The organism is Pseudomonas sp. UW4, from assembly GCF_000316175.1.
Taxonomy (GTDB): Bacteria; Pseudomonadota; Gammaproteobacteria; order Pseudomonadales; family Pseudomonadaceae; genus Aquipseudomonas; species Aquipseudomonas laurylsulfatiphila.
This window is the reverse complement of sequence record NC_019670.1, coordinates 1,843,360-1,862,350: the sequence shown is the minus strand read 5'-3', so window position 1 is coordinate 1,862,350 and position 18,991 is coordinate 1,843,360. Positions and strand designations below refer to the sequence as shown.

Below are 18,991 nucleotides of genomic sequence, written 5' to 3'. Positions count from 1 at the left end.
AACGCTGCGCAAAGACAATTGCATGGAAGGCTGGAAAGAACTACCTGACAGAAATGACAGTTCCGACGAACGGCAGGCGACGATCGACAGTGCTCATCAACTGCGTGATTGACGCAAGGTCAGGCAGAGCGGCCTGGCTGACCTGGACCTTGCCCGCAACGGACGGCACCGGCGCCTGCTGCTCATTGAAGATATACCCGTGATGAACCTGCGGGTTGTCAGCCAGGAAACTGAACAGGTCCAGCCCTCCGCTGGCCATCGTCCCATTGACGAGCACCAGGTCCAGCGGCTCGCCAGCGTACTCCACCAGTGGAAGGAGCTCGTCGAGGCTGTGCACCGGCGCCACCCGAAAGTAGCCGAGCTGGTTGAACAGCCGCTCGATCCGCAGGCGATTGAAGTGCTGCGCATCGGCGATCAGGATGCGCAAGGATTTATCCGGCAAGGTGACCTCCAAAAGGATGTCGGTTTCAAGAGGTCGCAAAGCCTACGGTAGCCCCCCCCCAGGTTTATGTAGGAATATTCCTAAATGAATACCGGTTAGTCTGACGATTGCCAGGGAAACCTTGGCCTTCACTCCGTAGTACTCGGACTCCAGAACGCCTGCACCACCAGGTTCGAGGTCGAAATCCTGGCCACCAGCGCATCCAGTTCATCACCATCGACCGAGGTGGTCGCCAGGGTGGCTTCGATTTCAATTTCATCCGTGCCGAAGGCATGCACATCGACATCGCTGGCCGGATAGTTGCTGCGCTCCAGCTCGGCTTCGAGCAAGGCCAGCACGGTTTTTTGCTGCGTACGCCGGGCGATGACATAGACGATGTTGGTGACTTCCGCCGAAATCACGTCCAGCGGCTGACGGTTGATGTTGTTGACGATCGGCCGCAGCAAGGTGTTGGCCGCCAGCACGAACAGCGTGCCGAGCAAGGCCTCGGCCAGCAGGTCGGCACCGGCGCAGGCACCGACCGCCGCCGAGGTCCAGAGGGTGGCGGCCGTATTGAGGCCGCGCACATTGCCCTCTTCACGCATGATCACCCCGGCACCGAGAAAACCGATGCCGGAAACCACATACGCCACGACCCGCACGGCGCCATCGGCACCGGCAAGCCGGTTGGCCATGTCGACGAAAATCGCCGCGCCCACCGCCACCAGCACGTTGGTGCGCAGGCCGGCGGTGCGCTGCCGGTACTGGCGCTCGAATCCGATCAGGCCACCGAGGATGAAGGCCGCGCTGAGGCTGACCAGGGTGTCGAGCAGAGAGGTCAGGTTGAGGTTGTTGATGGCTTGCATGATGAAATCCTTGAAAAATACACGATCCCCTGTAGGAGCGAGCTTGCTCGCGATGGTCTCAAGAGCGCCGCGTTTAGCCAGTAAACACGCGTTATCGTTAACGACCATCGCGAGCAGGCTCGCTCCTACATCTGGCAGCATTACTGCCAGCCAAACCGCCGGATGTAGACCCCCTTCACCGCCTGGGTCAGCGCCATGTACGCCAGCAGGATCACCGGCAGGAACACGAAGTACATTGACGGCAATGCCTGCAGCTTGAAGTAGTGCGCCAGCGGGCCCATCGGCAGGAAAATCCCCACGGCCATGATCAACCCGGTCATCACCAGCAACGGCATGGCCGCGCGGCTTTGCAGGAACGGGATCTTCGGCGTGCGGATCATGTGCACGATCAGTGTCTGGGTCAGCAACCCGACCACGAACCAGCCGGACTGGAACAGGGTCTGGTGATCCGGGGTGCTGGCATCGAACACGTACCACATCAAGGCGAATGTAGTGATGTCGAAGATCGAACTGATCGGCCCGAAGAACAGCATGAAGCGCCCGACATCCGCCGGCTGCCAGCGCTGCGGTTGCTTGAGCATCTCGTCATCGACGTTATCGAACGGAATGGCGATCTGCGAAATGTCGTAGAGCAGGTTCTGCACCAGCAGGTGCATCGGCAGCATCGGCAGGAAGGGGATGAACGCACTGGCCACCAGCACCGAGAACACGTTGCCGAAGTTCGAACTGGCGGTCATCTTGATGTACTTGAGCATGTTGGCGAAGGTCCGGCGCCCTTCCAGCACCCCCTCCTCCAGCACCATCAGGCTCTTTTCCAGCAGGATGATGTCGGCTGCCTCCTTGGCGATGTCCACGGCGCTGTCCACGGAAATACCGATGTCGGCCGTGCGCAGGGCCGGGGCGTCGTTGATGCCGTCGCCCATGAAACCGACCACATGGCCGTTACCCTTGAGTAGCCGGACGATGCGCTCCTTGTGCGACGGCGTCAGTTTGGCGAAGACGTTGGTGGTCTCCACGGCTTTCGCCAGCTCGGCATCCGTCATGCGCTCGATGTCGTTGCCCATCAGCAGGCCCTGCTGCTCCAGGCCGACTTCGCGGCAGATCTTCGCTGTAACCAGTTCGTTGTCACCGGTCAGCACTTTCACCGCCACGCCGTGGACCGCCAGCGCCTTGAGGGCCGGCGCGGTGCTTTCTTTCGGTGGATCGAGAAAGGCCACATAACCGATCAGTGTCAGTGCCTGTTCATCGGCCAGGCTGTAGGTGTCGCGGCCTTCAACCATTGGCCGTGCTGCTACCGCAACCACCCGCAGGCCCTCGGCGTTGAACGTGGCCGTGGCCTGACGGATGCGCACCAGCAGTTCTTCGTTCAAGGCTTCATCGACTTCGCCATGGCGCACCCGCGAGCAGACCGCCAACACTTCCTCCACCGCCCCCTTGCAGATCAGCAGGTGCGGTTGATCGCGCTCGGCGACCACCACCGACATGCGCCGGCGAGTGAAGTCGAACGGAATCTCGTCGACCTTGCGAAACGCCGTGCCGACTTTCAGTTCACGATGGATTTCGACGTGTTCGAGCACCGCCACATCCAGCAGGTTTTTCAGGCCGGTCTGGTAGTAGCTGTTGAGGTAGGCCATTTCCAGCACGTCATCCGAGTCGTTGCCCCAGACGTCGACGTTGCGCGCCAGGAAGATCTTGTCCTGGGTCAGGGTGCCGGTCTTGTCGGTGCACAGCACGTCCATGGCGCCGAAGTTCTGGATCGCGTCGAGGCGTTTGACGATGACTTTCTTGCGCGACAGGAACACCGCGCCCTTGGCCAGGGTCGAGGTGACGATCATCGGCAGCATTTCCGGGGTCAGGCCCACGGCAATCGACAGCGCGAACAGCAGCGCTTCGGTCCAGTCGCCCTTGGTGAAACCGTTGATGAACAACACCAGCGGCGCCATCACGAACATGAAGCGGATCAACAGCCAGCTGACTTTGTTGACGCCGGTCTGGAACGAAGTCGGCGCGCGATCCGTCGCCCCGACCCGCTGGGCCAGGGCGCCGAAATAGGTGCTGTTGCCGGTGGTGAGGATCACCGCCATGGCCGTGCCGGACACCACGTTGGTACCCATGAACAGGATGTTGTCCAGGTCCAGCGGATTCTGCGTGTCGCGGTCCTGCTGCCGGGGAAATTTTTCCACCGGCATCGATTCGCCGGTCATGGCCGCCTGGCTGACGAACAGGTCCTTGGCGCTGAGCACCCGGCAATCGGCGGGAATCATGTCCCCGGCAGACAGCACGATCAGGTCACCCGGCACCAGTTGTTTGATCGGCAATTCGATGCGCTGCGCGCTGTGGTTCTCAAGGTCCCGGCGCATCACTGTGGCCGTGTTGCTGACCATGGCCTTGAGGGCATCGGCGGCCTGATTGGATTTTGTTTCCTGCCAGAAACGCAGCAGGGTCGAGAGCACCACCATGGAGAAAATCACGATGGCGGCTTTCATGTCTTCAGTCAGCCAGGAGATGACCGCCAACAGTGTCAGCAGCAGGTTGAACGGATTCTTGTAGCAGTGCCACAGGTGCGTCCACCAGGGCAGCGGTTGTTCGTGCTCGACTTCATTAAGGCCGAACTGCTCGCGCAGGGCATCGGCTTCAGGCTCGCTCAAGCCATCGGTGTGAGAGCCGAGTGTGTCGAGCAACTGGCCAGTTTCGCTGCCGGCAGCGTTGACCAGGGTTTGCGCCAGGGTGGGCGGGACTTCACGGCTGACCGTGGTTTCGGTGAAGGTTTCCAGCAACGCCAGGCGACGGAAGTGCCGGGCGATGTGGCGGTTACGCAGGAAGCCTGCGAAGAATTCCTTGAGGGTAAGTTTCATGGCTGGTGCCCCTTTGGTCAGCCGGGAAACCGTCGAGCAGGCAGGTCCACGCCTCTGCCGCCGGAACAACCGGCAAAGCAAGGCCTGGCGCGCCGGTCACGAATGACAGGCGTGTCGATAGAGCGGCGGCCACGACAAAAAGTCGAAACCACGCACTGTTCAGTGTCGATGAGAGGGACGTCGGGACACGGCCGGGACTGGCCATGATCAGGATGCCGCTGCTCGCTTGTCGGCGAGACAACGGCACTGGAGACTGCGCGTTATCTTGCCGAGAAAATGCCGGTTACCGAGACCGGCCGACAACTGTCACTCGAACAAGTACCCACTGTGGGTCTCCGTAATGGATGAAAACGCGCGAAGCTTACGCCCCGATGTTTGGGGAGTAAACCCGTTACATAGTCTTGCAGGGGGAAAATCAGGGTTCTTCAGGAAGGGTTCAGCTTTCAAGAATTCTGGTGCTTTCAATGGCCCCTTCGCGAGCAGGCTCGCTCCCACAATGGACCTGTGTTCACAGGGCTACTGTGGGAGCGAGCCTGCTCGCGAAGGCGGCCTGTCAGTCGCCGCAGAACTCAGCTGGCCGTGGCCAACAACAGATCCACCACCGACCGCCCATGCCCGCGATGCTTGCCGTGCTCATACAACGAACCGGCAATCTCATCGGCACGGATCGGCAGGATCGACAACAAGGTGTCGCTCAACCCGTGGCTGGCCTGGCAGAAGCCCTGCATGTAGAGGCCGGCCTTGCAGCGTTCATCAGTGATCAGTTTGTAATTGCGATCGACCTTGAAATCGCCCAGGTACTCTTCCAGCGGCGCCAGCAGCTTGCGGTGCATCTGCCGCTCGTAACCGGTGGCCAGCACCACGGCGTCGTAGTGACGCACCGAGACTTCACCGGTGGCGTTGTTGCGCAGCACCAGTTCGACGCCGCGTTCGTTGGCGGTGGCCTTTTCGATCGTGGTCAGGGTATGGAACGCATGACGGGCGATGCCCGAGACCTTCTGCCGGTAGAAGATGCCGTAGATGCGCTCGATCAGATCGATGTCCACCACCGAATAGTTGGTGTTGTGGTACTCGTTGACCAGGCGCTCGCGTTCGCTGTCGGGCTGCTGGAACACCAGGTCGGTGAATTCCGGCGAGAACACCTCGTTGACGAAGGGGCTGTCGTCGGCCGGCTTGAGTGCCGAGCCGCGCAGGATCATGTCCACCTGCACCGACGGGAAGCTGTCGTTCAAATCGATGAAGGCCTCTGCGGCGCTCTGCCCGCCACCGATGATCGCAATGCTCATCGGCTGGTTGTTCACGCACGGTTGTTTGGCCATCTGCGCCAGGTACTGGGAATGGTGGAACACCCGGCCGTCATCCTTGAGCGCCTTGAACACTTCGGGAATACGCGGCGTGCCACCGGCGCTGACCACCACCGAACGGGTGGTGCGCACCTGTTGATGGCCGCTCGCATCGCGGGAAATCACCCGCAATGCCTCGACCTGATGGTTGTGCAGCACCGGCTCGATGGTCAGCACTTCTTCGCCGTAACGGCTTTGCGCCGAGAACTGCCCGGCCACCCAACGCAGGTAGTCGTTGTACTCCATGCGGCACGGATAGAAGGTGCCCAGGTTGATGAAGTCCACCAGGCGCCCGTGGGCCTTGAGGTAATTGACGAACGAGTAAGGGCTGGTCGGGTTGCGCAGGGTCACCAGGTCCTTGAGGAAGGAAATCTGCAACTCGCTCTGGGTCACCAGGGTGTTGCCGTGCCAGCGATAGTCGGCCTGCTTGTCGAGAAACAGCACATCCAGCTTGCCCTGGCTCGCCCCGCGCTCTTGCAGCGCGATGGCCAGTGCCAGGTTCGACGGGCCGAAACCGACGCCGATCAGGTCGTGAACGAGGGGCGATGCAATTGCCTGTGTCATTTCCAGTGTCCTCTGGATGTTCCCCGCAACAGCGGGGCATTGAACCTAAGTGACCTGACCGGCCTTGGGCAGGGCAACAGGTCGTCTGTTGAGTAGGAACGAGGACAATGGAACAAAATTTAACCGGGCTTGATGAATCCCGCAGGATCAGTGGCCTTCCCACTGGCGCATCCGCGCACGGCAATGCTTCATGGCATTGACGATGTGCTTTTCCACCAGCGCACGGGAAATACCCAATTGCCCGGCGATTTCCAGATGGGACAGGCCATCGATCTTGCGCAGCAGAAAACTCTCGCGGCACAGCCGTGGCAGTTCCGCCAGGGCACGCTGGAGCATGTCCAGGCGCTGGCCGTGATCGAGGACCTTGTGCGGTGAAGGTATGAAGCAGCTTTCTTCGCTGTCGAGTACGTCCAGCGGCTCGGTGCGACGCAAGGCGTTGCGCCGGTGGTCATCGACGACCAGGTTGAGGGCGGTGCGATAAAGAAATGCCCGGGGCTGCTCGATCGGTGTATCGCTGGAACGCTCCAGGACCCGCAGGTAAGCGTCATGCACCACATCTTCGGCCACCTGACGGTTGCCCAGCCTGGCGTTCAGGAAACACACCAGCTCGCGATAGTAGTTTTCCAACATGACTCCCGTCCGCACGGGGGTGCGGTTGCTGTCCTTGAGCCGTTTCGGCGACCGCTGGATCAAGCAGTGGCACGATAGTGGCAGTTGAGTAGTGTAATTTATAGTAATTCTCATATAGATTTAAAGTACTGCTTCACCTCGCCCGATAAATAGTCCCCCGCAGGTGTTACGTCGTGTGTCTGTAGCTAAATTCACGGGGGCTTTCATCGTATTAAGGACAGCTCCCCGTCTCTGCCCGGACGGGCCGATTTCCCAAGGCCGGAACCCTGCATGAAACGCCCCCGACAGACCCGACGCGCCCTGCTTGCAGCACTTTGTCTGATCCCCGTGGTGGCCGTCGCCGCCTGGCAGTTCATCCCGCCGGGCCGCGACCGGTTCACCACCGTCCAGGTCAGCCGCGCCGACATTGAAAGCAGCGTCACCGCCCTGGGCACCCTGCAACCGCGGCGCTATGTCGACGTCGGCGCCCAGGCCTCCGGGCAAATCCACAAGATCCACGTGGAAGTCGGCGACCGGGTCAAGGAAGGCCAGTTGCTGGTGGAAATCGACCCGTCCACGCAACAGGCCAAACTCGATGCCGGACGCTTCTCCATCGAAAACCTCAAGGCGCAGCTGCAGGAACAGCGGGCGCAACACGAACTGGCCCGGCAGAAATACCAGCGCCAGCAGAACCTCGCCGCTGGCGGCGCCACCCGTGAAGAAGACGTGCAGACCGCCCAGGCCGAACTGCGCGTGACCCAGGCGCGCATCGACATGTTCCAGGCGCAGATCCGCCAGGCCGAAGCCAGCCTGCGCAGCGATCAGGCGGAGCTCGGCTACACGCGGATTTATGCACCGATGGCCGGCACAGTAGTGGCGCTGGATGCCCGCGAGGGCCAGACCCTCAACGCCCAGCAGCAGACACCGCTGATTCTGCGCATCGCCAAGCTGTCGCCAATGACTGTGTGGGCCGAGGTCTCGGAGGCCGACATCGGCCACGTCAAACCCGGCATGCACGCCTGGTTCACCACCCTGAGCGGCGGCACCCGGCGCTGGACCAGCACCGTGCGGCAAATCCTCCCCGTGCCGCCCAAGCCACTGGACCAGACCAGCCAGGGCGGCGGCAGCCCCGCCAGCACCAGCAAAAGCGGGAGTGCCCGCGTGGTGCTGTACACCGTGCTGCTGGACGTCGACAACGCCGACAACGCGCTGATGGCGGAAATGACCACCCAGGTGTTCTTCGTCGCCAACCAGGCGCAGAACGTCCTCACCGCCCCCATCGCCGCCCTGCAAACCGGCGCACAGCCAGACCTGCAGACCGCGCAAGTGGTCGCCAAAAACGGCAGCATCGAACAGCGCGACGTGCGCACCGGCATCAGTGACCGCCTGCGGGTGCAGATCCTCGACGGCCTGCAAGAAGGCGATCATCTGTTGATCGGCCCGGTCGACGGGAGTGGCGGCTGAATGCTGACGCCCCTGATCGAACTTTCGGACATCCGCAAAGCCTACGGCGGTGGCGAGGCGCCTGAAGTTCACGTATTGCGCGGTATCGACCTGTCGATCCATGCCGGAGAGTTCGTGGCGATTGTCGGCGCCTCCGGTTCCGGCAAGTCGACGCTGATGAACATCCTCGGCTGCCTCGACCGTCCGACCTCGGGCGAATACCGTTTCGCCGGGGAAAACGTCGCCGCCCTCGACAGCGACGAACTGGCCTGGCTGCGGCGCGAAGCCTTCGGTTTTGTGTTCCAGGGCTATCACCTGATTCCGTCGGGTTCGGCCCAGGAGAACGTCGAGATGCCGGCCATCTATGCCGGCACTCCGGCCGCCGAACGTCACGCCCGCGCCGCCGCCCTGCTCGAGCGCCTCGGCCTGGCTTCGCGAACCGGCAACCGCCCCCATCAACTCTCCGGCGGCCAGCAGCAACGGGTGTCGATCGCCCGCGCGCTGATGAACGGCGGCCACATCATTCTTGCCGACGAACCCACCGGCGCCCTCGACAGCCACAGCGGTGCCGAGGTCATGAGCCTGCTCGACGAGCTGGCGAGCCAGGGCCACGTGGTGATCCTCATCACCCACGACCGCGAAGTGGCAGCCCGGGCCAAACGCATCATCGAGATCCGCGACGGCCTGATCATCAGCGACAGCGCCAGTGAGAACCCGACCGCGCAAAACCCGGCGAACCCCGGTGCGCTACAAGCCGTCGACCTGCGCAAGCGCTTGAGTGAAGGCGCCGAAGCCACCGGCGCCTGGAAGGGCGAATTGGTCGATGCCGTGCACGCGGCGTGGCGGGTGATGTGGATCAACAAGTTCCGCACCGCGCTGACCCTGCTCGGGATCATTATCGGCGTCGCCTCGGTGGTGGTCATGCTGGCCGTGGGTGAAGGCAGCAAGCGCCAGGTGATGGCGCAGATGGGCGCGTTCGGTTCCAACATCATTTACCTCAGCGGCTCGGCGCCCAACCCGCGTACGCCGATGGGCATCATCACCCTCGATGAGGTCGCAGCGATTGCCAGCTTGCCCCAGGTCATGCGGATCATGCCGGTCAACGGCCAGGAGGCCGGGGTGCGCTTCGGCAACCTTGATCACATGAGCTATGTCGGTGGCAACGACACCAACTTCCCGGCGATCTTCAACTGGCCGGTGGTCGAGGGCAGCTACTTCACCCACGCCGATGAACAGAACGCCGCGGCGGTCGCGGTGATCGGGCACAAGGTGCGGACCAGGTTGCTCAAGGACGTGGCCAACCCGATCGGCCAGTACATCCTGATCGAAAACGTACCCTTCCAGGTGGTCGGCGTGCTCGCCGAAAAAGGCGCCAGCTCCGGCGACTCCGACAGCGACGACCGCATTGCCATCCCCTACTCCGCCGCCAGTGTGCGCCTGTTCGGCACGCACAATCCCGAGTACATCGCCATCGCCGCCGCCGACGCGCGCAAGGTCAAGGAAACCGAAAAAGCCATCGAGCAATTGATGCTGCGCCTGCACGACGGCAAGCACGACTTCGAACTGACCAACAATGCCGCAATGATCCAGGCCGAGGCACGCACGCAAAACACCCTGTCGCTGATGCTCGGTTCGATTGCCGCCATTTCGCTGCTGGTGGGCGGGATCGGCGTGATGAACATCATGCTCATGACCGTGCGCGAGCGGACTCGAGAGATCGGCATCCGCATGGCCACCGGTGCGCGCCAGCGCGACATCCTGCGCCAGTTCCTCACCGAGGCGGTGATGCTCTCGGTGGTGGGCGGCCTCACCGGGATTGCCCTGGCGCTGATCGTCGGTGGCGTGCTGATTTTCAGCGAAGTGGCTGTCGCGTTCTCCCTGATAGCGGTGCTGGGCGCCTTCGGCTGCGCCCTGGTCACCGGTGTTGTTTTCGGCTTTATGCCGGCCCGCAAAGCTGCCCGACTCGACCCGGTCACGGCCCTTACTAGTGAATGATCGATTGATGAAGCCGCCACTCAGTGTATTAACCCTGTGCCTGTTGCTCAGTGCCTGCGGCACCCCGGCCCAGCGCCCCGACAGCGGCATCCAGCCGCCGGCCTCTTGGCAATCGCCACACACCGCAGGCGCTGTCCATGACAACCAGCAATGGTGGAATCGCTTCGGCAGCCCGCAACTGGGTCGCCTGATCGAACAGGCGCGCCTCGGCAGTTACGATTTGGCCGCCGCCATCGCCAGAGTGCGCCAGGCCCAGGCCGACACGGTCATCGCCGGTGGCTCGCAACTGCCGGAGGTCAAGGCCTCGGCCAATGCCAATCGCCAGAAGCTGATGCGGGGCAGCGGCTACAGTCAGCTCGATGCCGACAGCGATAACGACGCCGTCGACTACTTCAATGCGAACCTGGTGGCCAGCTACGAAATCGATTTCTGGGGCGGCCAGCAGGCCAGCCGCGACAGTGCGCAATTCAGTCTGAACGCCAGCGAGTTCGACCAGGCCACCGTGGAATTGACCTTGCTCAGCGGCGTGGCCAACAGTTACGCGCAAGCCTTGTCGTTGCAGGAGCAGAGCCGCATCGCCGAGTTGAACCTGGCCAATGCGCAAAGCGTGCTGAAACTGGTGCAGACCCGCTTCGATTCGGGCTCGGCCACGGCCCTTGAACTGGCGCAGCAAAAAAGCCTGGTGGCGGCGCAGCAACGCCAGCTGCCGCTGGTGCGGCAACAGGCCGAGGAGGCGCGAATCAGCCTCGCCGCCCTGCTCGGCCGCCCGGTACAGGCACTGTCGCTGGGTCAGGAACGCTTCGATCAACTGACCTGGCCGGCCATCGACGCCGGGGTGCCCAGCCAGTTGCTCAGCCGCCGTCCGGACATTGCCCGGGCCGAGGCCCAACTGGCCGCCGCCCAGGCCGACGTCACCGTCGCCCGGGCCGCCATGCTGCCCACCGTGACCCTCACCGCCGAAATCGGCTCCGGGGCCGACCGGGTCGACGATATTCTGCGCAGTCCCTTCTACAACCTCAGCGCCGGGCTGCTTGCGCCGGTGTTCAACAACGGCCGCCTCGGCGCCCAGCGCGACAAGGCCACGGCGCGCCAGCAAGAACTGCTGGAAACCTATCGCGGCGCGATCATCAACGGCTTCGCCGACGTCGAAAAAGCCCTCAACAGCATTCGCGGGCTGGATGAACAGCGCGGCTGGCAGAGTGAGGAACTGAGCCAGGCACAGACCGCGTTCAACATCGCGCAAAGCCGTTACCTGGCCGGGGCCGAGGATTTGCTGACGGTCCTGGAAACCCAACGCACACTGTATGCGGCGCAGGATTTGAATGTGCAACTGCGCTTGTCGCGGATGCAGGCGAGTATTGCGTTGTACAAGGCGTTGGGTGGGGGGTGGCAGGCTCTGTAATTTTTGTCGTTAGTGAGTACGCCTTCGCGAGCAGGCTCGCTCCCACAGAGGATCACCAGTGAACACAAAATCTGTGTACGACCAAGATCAAGTGTGGGAGCGAGCCTGCTCGCGAAGAACGATAACGCGGAATCAAGCCTGAGATTGCTTAGCCTTCAGATTGCGCGCATACCACGGCCGCTGCGGCACCTTGCGGAACAAATCCTTCAGCTTCTTCTCGTCCTCGCCAAAGGTAATGCGCAGCGCCAGCTTCATGGTTTCCGGGTCCATTTCCACTGACTTGCCCGCCTGTAACCCCGGCGTGGTGCTGCAGCCATGGGTGACCGGGCCGAGCCACGGATCATCGATTTCGACCCAGCGCCCCGGCGCAAACCAGGGCACGCCATTGACCTGCAGCCGACTGACCTGCCCCGGGTGGAAGCGCTCATGGGCGCGGAACCAGTCCTCCAGACGATCGTCGATCCAGCCGTGGAAATGCCAGAACACCGGGTTCACATGGGAGGAAAACGGGTCGCCGAGGAAGTCGTTTTCCGCGGCGAACCAGCGCGCGGAAAAGTCCGCCGGATCACGGGCAAAGGGCACCGGCTGACCGTTGGACGGATCACGCGGCACAGAAGCCCAGCGCATGTGCAGCCAGTCGTGCAGCCCCAGCTCAACCTCCGAACCGAACTGGCCGAGGGTCAGCGTCGACAGGTAACGCGGATCACGGTAGCGCGATTCCCAGACCTGGAAATTGCTGTGATACGTCTCGCCGGTCTTGATGTCACTGACCCATTGCGAGTATTCATCATCGTCCTCGGCCAGCCAGGTCGGTGGCAGCGCGGTGCCGTCGTGGTTGTCGAAGTATCGGGCAAAGCCGGACCGGTCCCGCGCCAGCTCCGGTTGCGGCAACGGGAAGTGCTTCCAGGACGGCAAGTCCTGCATCGAACGCGCCGTGCCAAGCATGTGCCGGTGCATGAAGAAAAAGTCCACGCCCGACCCGTTGCGATCCTTGCGCACACCTCGGCCATCGCGCTCCCTGTCTCGCGGACCGGGTTGCCAGCCGAGCCCGCGCAGGGCGCCGCGCTGGTCTTCGGACAGCTTGTGCCACTTGTCCCGGGAGGCATGCCAGAGCTGGTGGAACAGACGGTGCTCCGGCGATACCAGCCAGGCCAGCAGAGCCGGATTGAGGCCAGTGCGTTCACGTGCTTCAGGGAACACCTGTTTGACGGCAATGAAGCGATGGTCCTGGGCCGTCAGCATCAGCGGACGCTTGAGGTCCAGCACACGCCCGCTGAGACTGCCGCTGCCGGCGTTACCGAAACCGGCCCAGACCTCATCCAGGGTCATTTCGAACTCGTAATCGCAACAGCCGCTGGCTCCCAGCAGTCGCCAACCGAGCTGCTTCGGGTTGGCCCCGGACAGATCGCCGAGCACCCGGTAACGGGGCTCCTCGGTGGAGCGCAAACGTTCGGCAGTGTCGAGGAAACCGACGACGCCACGACCTTTGTGAGCGATGTCGAGAAAGACCTCCAGCCCTTCCAGCGGCAAGCCTTCTAGACCGGCGTCACGACCTTCGAACCGAATCTGCCAGACCCCGCGCAAGGCGTCCGCCAACCGCTGGCCGGCCACGTCCGCCACGTCGAACGAGGCTTCGTCCGGGGTGATCGCAGGGTCCGGTTTGGTCAGTTCGCGATGCCCGTAATAGACCGCAGGCACGGCGGCACCGGTCAGCGCCAGACCCGCGAGGAACCATCGTCGAGAAATCGTCATTGCCCTACCTGTGTCAGCCATGGAGCAGGCTTTATCCAAGCTAGAACGTTTGTTGCCCTGACAAATTTAAAAGCTTCGCGAGCAGGCTCGCTCCCACAGGCGACCGCATTCCCATGTGGGAGCGAGCCTGCTCGCGAAGAGGCCGGCACAAACAACTAAATTCTCAGCCCGGCCACTCGTTCCCCCCAGATAGCAAAGGCCCCCGCGCCTGATCCCCGACGGCGAACCTGACTGAGACGGCAATGACAAAACCACGTTCGAAAAAGGCTCTTTTCATCGGCTTGCCGCTGGCCCTGGCGATCAGCGCGGGGGCAGGCTTCGGGGCTTGGGACTATTGGTTCAGGGACAATCCCGGCTACCCGGTGAAGGTGATGAAACAGGCCGATCAACTGCAGGAGCGTATCCTCTCGTTCGACAGCCACATCACCATACCGATGGACTTCGGCACCGCCGGCAACGAAGTCGACAAGGACGGCGAAGGCCAGTTCGACCTGGTCAAGACCGGACGCGGGCGCCTCTCCGGGGCGGCGCTGACGATTTTCGGCTGGCCGGAAATCTGGAACGGCCCCAACGCGCCCCATCGCCCTACCGCCGGTTTCGTCGACGAGGCCCGACACGAGCAGGAAACCCGCTACAAGATCATCAGCGCGATGGTGCGCGACTTCCCCCATCAAGTCGCCATCGCCTACACCCCCGACGACTTCCGTCGCCTGCACGGCGAAGGCAAGTTCGCGATATTCATCAGCATGCTCAACGCCTACCCGCTGGGCAATGACCTCAACGCCCTGGACAAGTGGGCGGCGCGAGGCATGCGCATGTTCGGCTTCAGCTACGTGGGCAACAACGCCTGGGCCGACTCGTCGCGGCCGCTGCCGTTCTTCAATGACTCGCGGGACGCCCTCGGCGGGCTGTCGGACATCGGCAAGCAAGCAGTGCAGCGTCTCAACGACCTGGGCGTGATCATCGATGTGTCGCAGATGTCGACCAAGGCCCTGGAGCAAGTCGCGCACCTGAGCCGCACGCCGATGGTCGCCTCGCACTCGGCGCCGCGCGCCTTGGTGGACATCCCGCGCAACCTCAGCGATGCGGAAATGCAGTTGATCAAGAACAGCGGCGGCGTGGTGCAGATTGTCGGTTTCCCGACCTACATCCGCCCGCTGAGCCAGGCCACCCAGGACAAGCTCAACGCCCTGCGCGCGCGCTTCGACCTGCAACCACTGCAAGGCCTGGAGATGGCCCTGATGCCGGGTGACCCGGTGATCACCGTCTGGCCCGAGCAGCGCTTCGGCGAATACGCCAGCCAGCTCTATTCAATCCTCGACGAAGAACCCAAGGCCAGTCTCAAGGATTACGGCGACGCGATCGATTACGCCGTGAAAAAAATCGGCATCGACCACGTCGGCATCAGTTCCGACTTCAACGATGGCGGCGGCCTCGACGGCTGGAAAGACGTCAGCGAAGCCCGCAACGTGACCGCCGAACTGATCAGCCGCGGCTACAGCGAGGCCGACATCGCCAAGCTCTGGGGCGGCAATTTCCTGCGGGTCTGGGACCAGGTGCAAAAGTCCTCCCGGCCCGTGGTCCAGAACTGATTTTTCCTTTTGCCAAAGCGAACCGAACCCATGACCAACCGTCGTTCATTCCTCAAGCAGGCCGGCATTCTGGCGGCCGGCATTCCCTTGGCCTCGGCCGTGAACCTGCCGGCACTGGCCACTGTCCCGGCGCCCTTGCCCAAGGACAAATGGGACCAGTTGCGCCAATTGTTCACGCAGGACCCGAACTACCTGCACTTCGCCAACTTCCTGGTGACCTCGCACCCGCGTCCGGTGCGTGAAGCCATCGAGATGCACCGCGCCAACCTCGATCGCAACCCGGGCCTTGCCATGGACTGGCATCGCGGCGAAACCGAACGCCGCGAAGAAGAGGTGCGCGTCTGGGCCGGGCGCTATCTGAAAGCCAAGCCGTCGCAGATCGCCCTGACCGGCAGCACCACCGAAGGCCTGGCGATGATCTACGCCGGCATCCACGTGCGCCCGGACCAGGAGATCCTCACCAGCGAACACGAGCACTACGCCGCTAACAGCGTGTTCGAATACCGTACCCAGAAGGACGGCACCCGGGTTCGCAAGATCAGATTGTTCGAAGACCCGTACAAGGTCTCGACCGCCGAAGTGCTGGCCGCGATTGAACGCAACATTCGCCCCGAGACCCGCGTACTGGGCATGACCTGGGTGCACTCCGGCAGCGGCGTGAAGCTGCCCATCGGCGAGATCGGCAAACTGGTGGAAGAGAAAAACCGTGGCCGCGAGGATAAGGACCGCATCCTCTACGTGATCGATGGCGTCCACGGCTTCGGCGTGGAGAACCTCGACTTCCCGGACATGCACTGCGATTTCTTCATCGCCGGCACCCACAAATGGATGTTCGGCCCACGGGGCACCGGGATCATCTGCGCCCGTTCCGACGAGCTCAAGGACGTGACCCCGACCATCCCGACCTTCTCCGAAGCCACGCAATTTTCCACGGTGATGACCTACGGCGGCTATCACTCGTTCGAACACCGCTGGGCATTGACCGAAGCCTTCAAGTTGCACCTGGACCTGGGCAAGGCCGAAGTCGCGGCACGCATCCATGACATCAACAGCTACCTGAAAAAACGCTTGCAGCAGCACCCGTCGGTGGAGCTGGTCACGCCACTGTCACCGGAGTATTCCGCCGGTTTCACCTTCTTCCGCATCAAGAACCGCGACTGCGAAGAAGTCGCCAACTACCTGATGGATCAGCGCGTGGTGTGCGATGCCGTGGACCGTGATGTCGGGCCGATCATTCGAGTGTCGCCGGGGTTGCTCAATACCCAAGCGCATATCGACCGCCTGATGGAACTGCTGGCCAACCAGGCCTGACTGAGCGAGAGCCATTATGAAAAATACCCTGAATAAACTTGGCGCCCTGACGCTGTTGGCCGTGCTCGGCAGCGCCTTGCCTGGCCTCGCCCAGGCCTACACTGCGCCATTGCCCGGCAAGGTCTTCAAGGATTGCCGCAACTGCCCGGAAATGGTCGTGCTGCCCGCCGGCACCTTCACCATGGGTACTCCGGACGACGAAGTCGGCCGCGAGCCTGATGAAGGCCCGATGCATGAGGTGACGTTCGACAAACCGTTCGCCATGAGCCGTTACCAGATCACCGCCGGCGAATGGAACCAATACATGAAGGAAACCGGCATCACCCTGCCCGACGGCGACACCCGCCCCGGCCGCGCGTGCACCAACGGCAAGCCGAGCTACCCCCAGGGCCCGCGCCAGCCGGCGGTGTGCATGAACTTCGCCGAGGTCAGCGCCTACGTCGCCTGGCTGTCGATGAAAACCGGCCAGCACTACCACATCGTCAGCGAAGCCCAGCGCGAGTACGCGGCCCGTGGTGGATCGACGGGCGCGTTCCCCTTCCCGTTCGACCCCGGCACCGAATACAGCATCGCCACCCACGCCAACACCTACGGCCCGACCGACGGCTACAGCTACAGCTCGCCGGTCGGCAGCTTCCCGGCGAATGCATTTGGCCTATATGACATGCACGGCAACGTCTACGAGTGGATCGCCGACTGCTACCACCCGGACTACGTCGGCGCGCCCACCGACGGCAGCGCCTGGACCGAGCCCGACTGCGACACCCTGCGCATCCGTGGCAACGACTGGGGCGAAGCACCGGTGTTTTCCCGTTCGGGCAACCGCAACGACATCGACCCGCAGACTCGTGGCGACTGGATCGGATTCCGAGTCGTACGCGACCTGACCCCCAACCTCTGAGCCCTTCCACACCCCCTGTGGGAGCGAGCTTGCTCGCGAAGGCGTCGTGTCAGCCAACATAAAATTTTCTGACCCGCCGCTTTCGCGAGCAAGCTCGCTCCCACAGGGGTTTATGTAACTCCCCAGCCACCAGTCGCCCCGCCTTTAAATTCAGCCCCCCACCAGACGTTCTACTGGGTATCTGCCTCAAGACCCAAGGAACCCTCTGCTCATGACCCAGCCAACGCGCGGTGCAATTCATGAATTGTTCAGCCTCCTGAAACCGTTCCGGCTCGTCGTCAGTCTGTCGATCCTCCTGGGCATGGTCGGCGGCCTGAGCGTCACGGTGCTGCTGGCCACCATCAACAACGCGCTGCATTCGCCGGACGGCCTGACCCAGGGCGTGGTCGCGCTGTTCGGTGGCCTGTGCCTGCTGGCCCTGGGCAGTTCGATCTGTTCGGACATCGGCACCAACTACGTCGGCCAGCACATCATTGCCAAACTGCGCAAAGAGCTGGGGGAAAAAGTACTCTCGGCGCCCATCGAGCAGATCGAGCGCTACCGCAGCCACCGGTTGATCCCGGTGCTGACCCACGACGTCGACACCATCAGCGACTTCGCCTTCGCCTTCGCGCCGCTCGCCATTTCCCTGACCGTGACCCTCGGCTGCATGGGTTACCTGGCGATGCTGTCGTGGCCGATGTTCCTGATGATGGTGCTGGCGATTGCCATCGGTACCGGCATCCAGTTCTACGCGCAGGGCAAGGGTATCCAGGGGTTCATGGCCGCCCGCGACGCCGAAGACGAATTGCAGAAGCACTACAACGCCATTGCCGGCGGCGCCAAGGAATTGCGCATCCACCGTCCGCGCCGCCAGCGCATGTTCGTCAAGGGCATCCAGGGCACCGCCGATTTCATCTGCGACACCCAGGTACGTTCGATCAACACCTTCGTGATCGCCAAGACCCTCGGCTCGATGCTGTTCTTCGTGGTTATCGGCCTGGCGCTGGCCCTGCAATCGTTCTGGCCCAGCGCCGACCAAGCGGTGATGAGCGGATTCGTGCTGGTGCTGCTGTACATGAAAGGCCCGATCGAGCACCTGGTCAGCACCTTGCCGATCGTCAGCCGGGCGCGCATCGCCTTCCGGCGCATCGCCGAGCTGTCGAGCCGGTTTTCCTCGCCGGAACCGCACCTGCTGCTCAACGACCAAGGCACCCCGCCGGCTGTGGTCAACAGCCTGCAACTGAACAACGTCAGCTACGCCTTCCCCGCCGCACCGGGCAGCGACGCGTTTCGCCTGGGCCCGGTGAACCTGACCATCGCGCAAGGCGACATCATTTTCATCGTCGGCGAAAACGGCTGCGGCAAGACCACGCTGATCAAGTTGCTGCTGGGCCTCTACGCCCCGCAACACGGCGAAATCCTGCTCAACGGCCAAGGCATCGATGCGCACAATCGAGACGACTACCGCCAGTTGTTCACCACGATCTTTGCCGACTACTACCTGTTCGATGACGTGGTGCAGGGTGACCAGCACATCCCCGAAGATGCCAATGCCTACCTGCAACGCCTGGAAATTGCGCACAAGGTCAGCGTCAGGGACGGCAGTTTCACCACCACCGACCTGTCCACCGGCCAGCGCAAGCGCCTGGCGCTGGTCAATGCCTGGCTGGAAGAACGCCCGGTGCTGGTGTTCGACGAATGGGCCGCCGACCAGGACCCGACCTTCCGCCGCATCTTCTACACCGAGCTGCTGCCGGACCTCAAACGCCTGGGCAAAACCATCATCGTCATCTCCCACGACGACCGCTACTTCGACATGGCCGATCAACTGGTGCGCATGGAATCGGGCCGGGTCATCACCGAGCGCACGACCGCCTGACAGCGGTAATTGCACGCAGGTTGTTGTTTTTTTGAAGTTTGTTTTCCGGTTTAGGCAAAGTGGCCCGTCTAATAAT

General features: G+C 62.6%; 13 protein-coding genes. 7 read left to right on the top strand and 6 right to left on the bottom strand.

The genetic code is table 11. From position 1 onward, the window contains the following. Positions 1–40: 40 nt before the first annotated feature. The 5 genes from PPUTUW4_RS08080 to PPUTUW4_RS08060 all read right to left on the bottom strand — a co-directional run bounded on the left by PPUTUW4_RS08080 (position 41) and on the right by PPUTUW4_RS08060 (position 6,679). On the bottom strand, positions 41–442 hold the full coding sequence (locus PPUTUW4_RS08080; RefSeq protein ID WP_015094176.1) for a hypothetical protein: 402 nt from the start codon (positions 440–442) through the stop codon (positions 41–43). Positions 443–570: 128 nt separating this feature from the next. Continuing rightward, positions 571–1,287, bottom strand: a complete 717-nt coding sequence (locus tag PPUTUW4_RS08075; protein ID WP_015094175.1) for an MgtC/SapB family protein — start codon at positions 1,285–1,287, stop codon at positions 571–573. A 140-nt stretch (positions 1,288–1,427) separates the two neighbouring features. Next, a complete protein-coding gene (mgtA, locus tag PPUTUW4_RS08070; protein WP_015094174.1) occupies positions 1,428–4,142 on the bottom strand; it encodes a magnesium-translocating P-type ATPase in 2,715 nt (904 codons plus the stop codon). Positions 4,143–4,711: 569 nt separating this feature from the next. Then, positions 4,712–6,049: a SidA/IucD/PvdA family monooxygenase gene (locus tag PPUTUW4_RS08065; RefSeq protein ID WP_015094173.1), complete on the bottom strand. Its 1,338-nt coding sequence runs from the start codon at positions 6,047–6,049 to the stop codon at positions 4,712–4,714. 147 nt (positions 6,050–6,196) lie between these two features. Further along, complete coding sequence (locus PPUTUW4_RS08060) at positions 6,197–6,679, bottom strand: sigma-70 family RNA polymerase sigma factor (RefSeq protein ID WP_015094172.1); 483 nt, start codon at positions 6,677–6,679, stop codon at positions 6,197–6,199. A gap of 270 nt (positions 6,680–6,949) precedes the next feature. Between PPUTUW4_RS08060 and PPUTUW4_RS08055 the strand changes: the two genes are divergently transcribed. From PPUTUW4_RS08055 to PPUTUW4_RS08045, 3 genes are read left to right on the top strand one after another with little or no spacing between them, the layout of a single operon-like run. Continuing rightward, entirely contained in the window at positions 6,950–8,122 is a 1,173-nt protein-coding gene (locus PPUTUW4_RS08055; RefSeq protein WP_015094171.1) for an efflux RND transporter periplasmic adaptor subunit, read from the top strand. Further along, positions 8,123–10,096: a MacB family efflux pump subunit gene (locus PPUTUW4_RS08050; RefSeq protein WP_015094170.1), complete on the top strand. Its 1,974-nt coding sequence runs from the start codon at positions 8,123–8,125 to the stop codon at positions 10,094–10,096. Between the two features lie 7 nt (positions 10,097–10,103). Continuing rightward, positions 10,104–11,498, top strand: coding sequence for an efflux transporter outer membrane subunit (locus tag PPUTUW4_RS08045; protein ID WP_015094169.1), 1,395 nt, complete (start codon positions 10,104–10,106; stop codon positions 11,496–11,498). Positions 11,499–11,630: 132 nt separating this feature from the next. Here PPUTUW4_RS08045 and PPUTUW4_RS08040 read toward each other — a convergent pair whose 3' ends face one another. Then, on the bottom strand, positions 11,631–13,250 hold the full coding sequence (locus PPUTUW4_RS08040) for a hypothetical protein (RefSeq protein WP_015094168.1): 1,620 nt from the start codon (positions 13,248–13,250) through the stop codon (positions 11,631–11,633). Positions 13,251–13,492: 242 nt separating this feature from the next. Here PPUTUW4_RS08040 and pvdM point away from each other — a divergent pair, with 242 nt between their 5' ends. From pvdM to PPUTUW4_RS08020, 4 genes are all read left to right on the top strand, one after another. Continuing rightward, positions 13,493–14,842, top strand: coding sequence for a pyoverdine-tailoring dipeptidase-like protein PvdM (gene pvdM, locus PPUTUW4_RS08035; RefSeq protein WP_015094167.1), 1,350 nt, complete (start codon positions 13,493–13,495; stop codon positions 14,840–14,842). A 30-nt stretch (positions 14,843–14,872) separates the two neighbouring features. Further along, entirely contained in the window at positions 14,873–16,153 is a 1,281-nt protein-coding gene (locus PPUTUW4_RS08030) for an aminotransferase class V-fold PLP-dependent enzyme (protein WP_015094166.1), read from the top strand. A 16-nt stretch (positions 16,154–16,169) separates the two neighbouring features. Further along, complete coding sequence (locus tag PPUTUW4_RS08025) at positions 16,170–17,054, top strand: formylglycine-generating enzyme family protein (RefSeq protein ID WP_015094165.1); 885 nt, start codon at positions 16,170–16,172, stop codon at positions 17,052–17,054. A gap of 211 nt (positions 17,055–17,265) precedes the next feature. Further along, complete coding sequence (locus PPUTUW4_RS08020) at positions 17,266–18,915, top strand: cyclic peptide export ABC transporter (RefSeq protein WP_015094164.1); 1,650 nt, start codon at positions 17,266–17,268, stop codon at positions 18,913–18,915. The last annotated feature ends 76 nt before the right edge of the window (positions 18,916–18,991 follow it).

What these genes read in the sequence shown, in the direction of transcription:
- PPUTUW4_RS08065 (WP_015094173.1), bottom strand. Translation starts at nt 6,049, where the DNA reads ATGACACAGGCAATTGCATCGCCCCTCGTTCACGACCTGATCGGCGTC.
- PPUTUW4_RS08055 (WP_015094171.1), top strand. Translation starts at nt 6,950, where the DNA reads ATGAAACGCCCCCGACAGACCCGACGCGCCCTGCTTGCAGCACTTTGT.
- PPUTUW4_RS08060 (WP_015094172.1), bottom strand. Translation starts at nt 6,679, where the DNA reads ATGTTGGAAAACTACTATCGCGAGCTGGTGTGTTTCCTGAACGCCAGG.
- PPUTUW4_RS08030 (WP_015094166.1), top strand. Translation starts at nt 14,873, where the DNA reads ATGACCAACCGTCGTTCATTCCTCAAGCAGGCCGGCATTCTGGCGGCC.
- pvdM (WP_015094167.1), top strand. Translation starts at nt 13,493, where the DNA reads ATGACAAAACCACGTTCGAAAAAGGCTCTTTTCATCGGCTTGCCGCTG.
- PPUTUW4_RS08045 (WP_015094169.1), top strand. Translation starts at nt 10,104, where the DNA reads ATGAAGCCGCCACTCAGTGTATTAACCCTGTGCCTGTTGCTCAGTGCC.
- PPUTUW4_RS08050 (WP_015094170.1), top strand. Translation starts at nt 8,123, where the DNA reads ATGCTGACGCCCCTGATCGAACTTTCGGACATCCGCAAAGCCTACGGC.
- PPUTUW4_RS08075 (WP_015094175.1), bottom strand. Translation starts at nt 1,287, where the DNA reads ATGCAAGCCATCAACAACCTCAACCTGACCTCTCTGCTCGACACCCTG.
- PPUTUW4_RS08025 (WP_015094165.1), top strand. Translation starts at nt 16,170, where the DNA reads ATGAAAAATACCCTGAATAAACTTGGCGCCCTGACGCTGTTGGCCGTG.
- PPUTUW4_RS08040 (WP_015094168.1), bottom strand. Translation starts at nt 13,250, where the DNA reads ATGACGATTTCTCGACGATGGTTCCTCGCGGGTCTGGCGCTGACCGGT.
- PPUTUW4_RS08020 (WP_015094164.1), top strand. Translation starts at nt 17,266, where the DNA reads ATGACCCAGCCAACGCGCGGTGCAATTCATGAATTGTTCAGCCTCCTG.
- mgtA (WP_015094174.1), bottom strand. Translation starts at nt 4,142, where the DNA reads ATGAAACTTACCCTCAAGGAATTCTTCGCAGGCTTCCTGCGTAACCGC.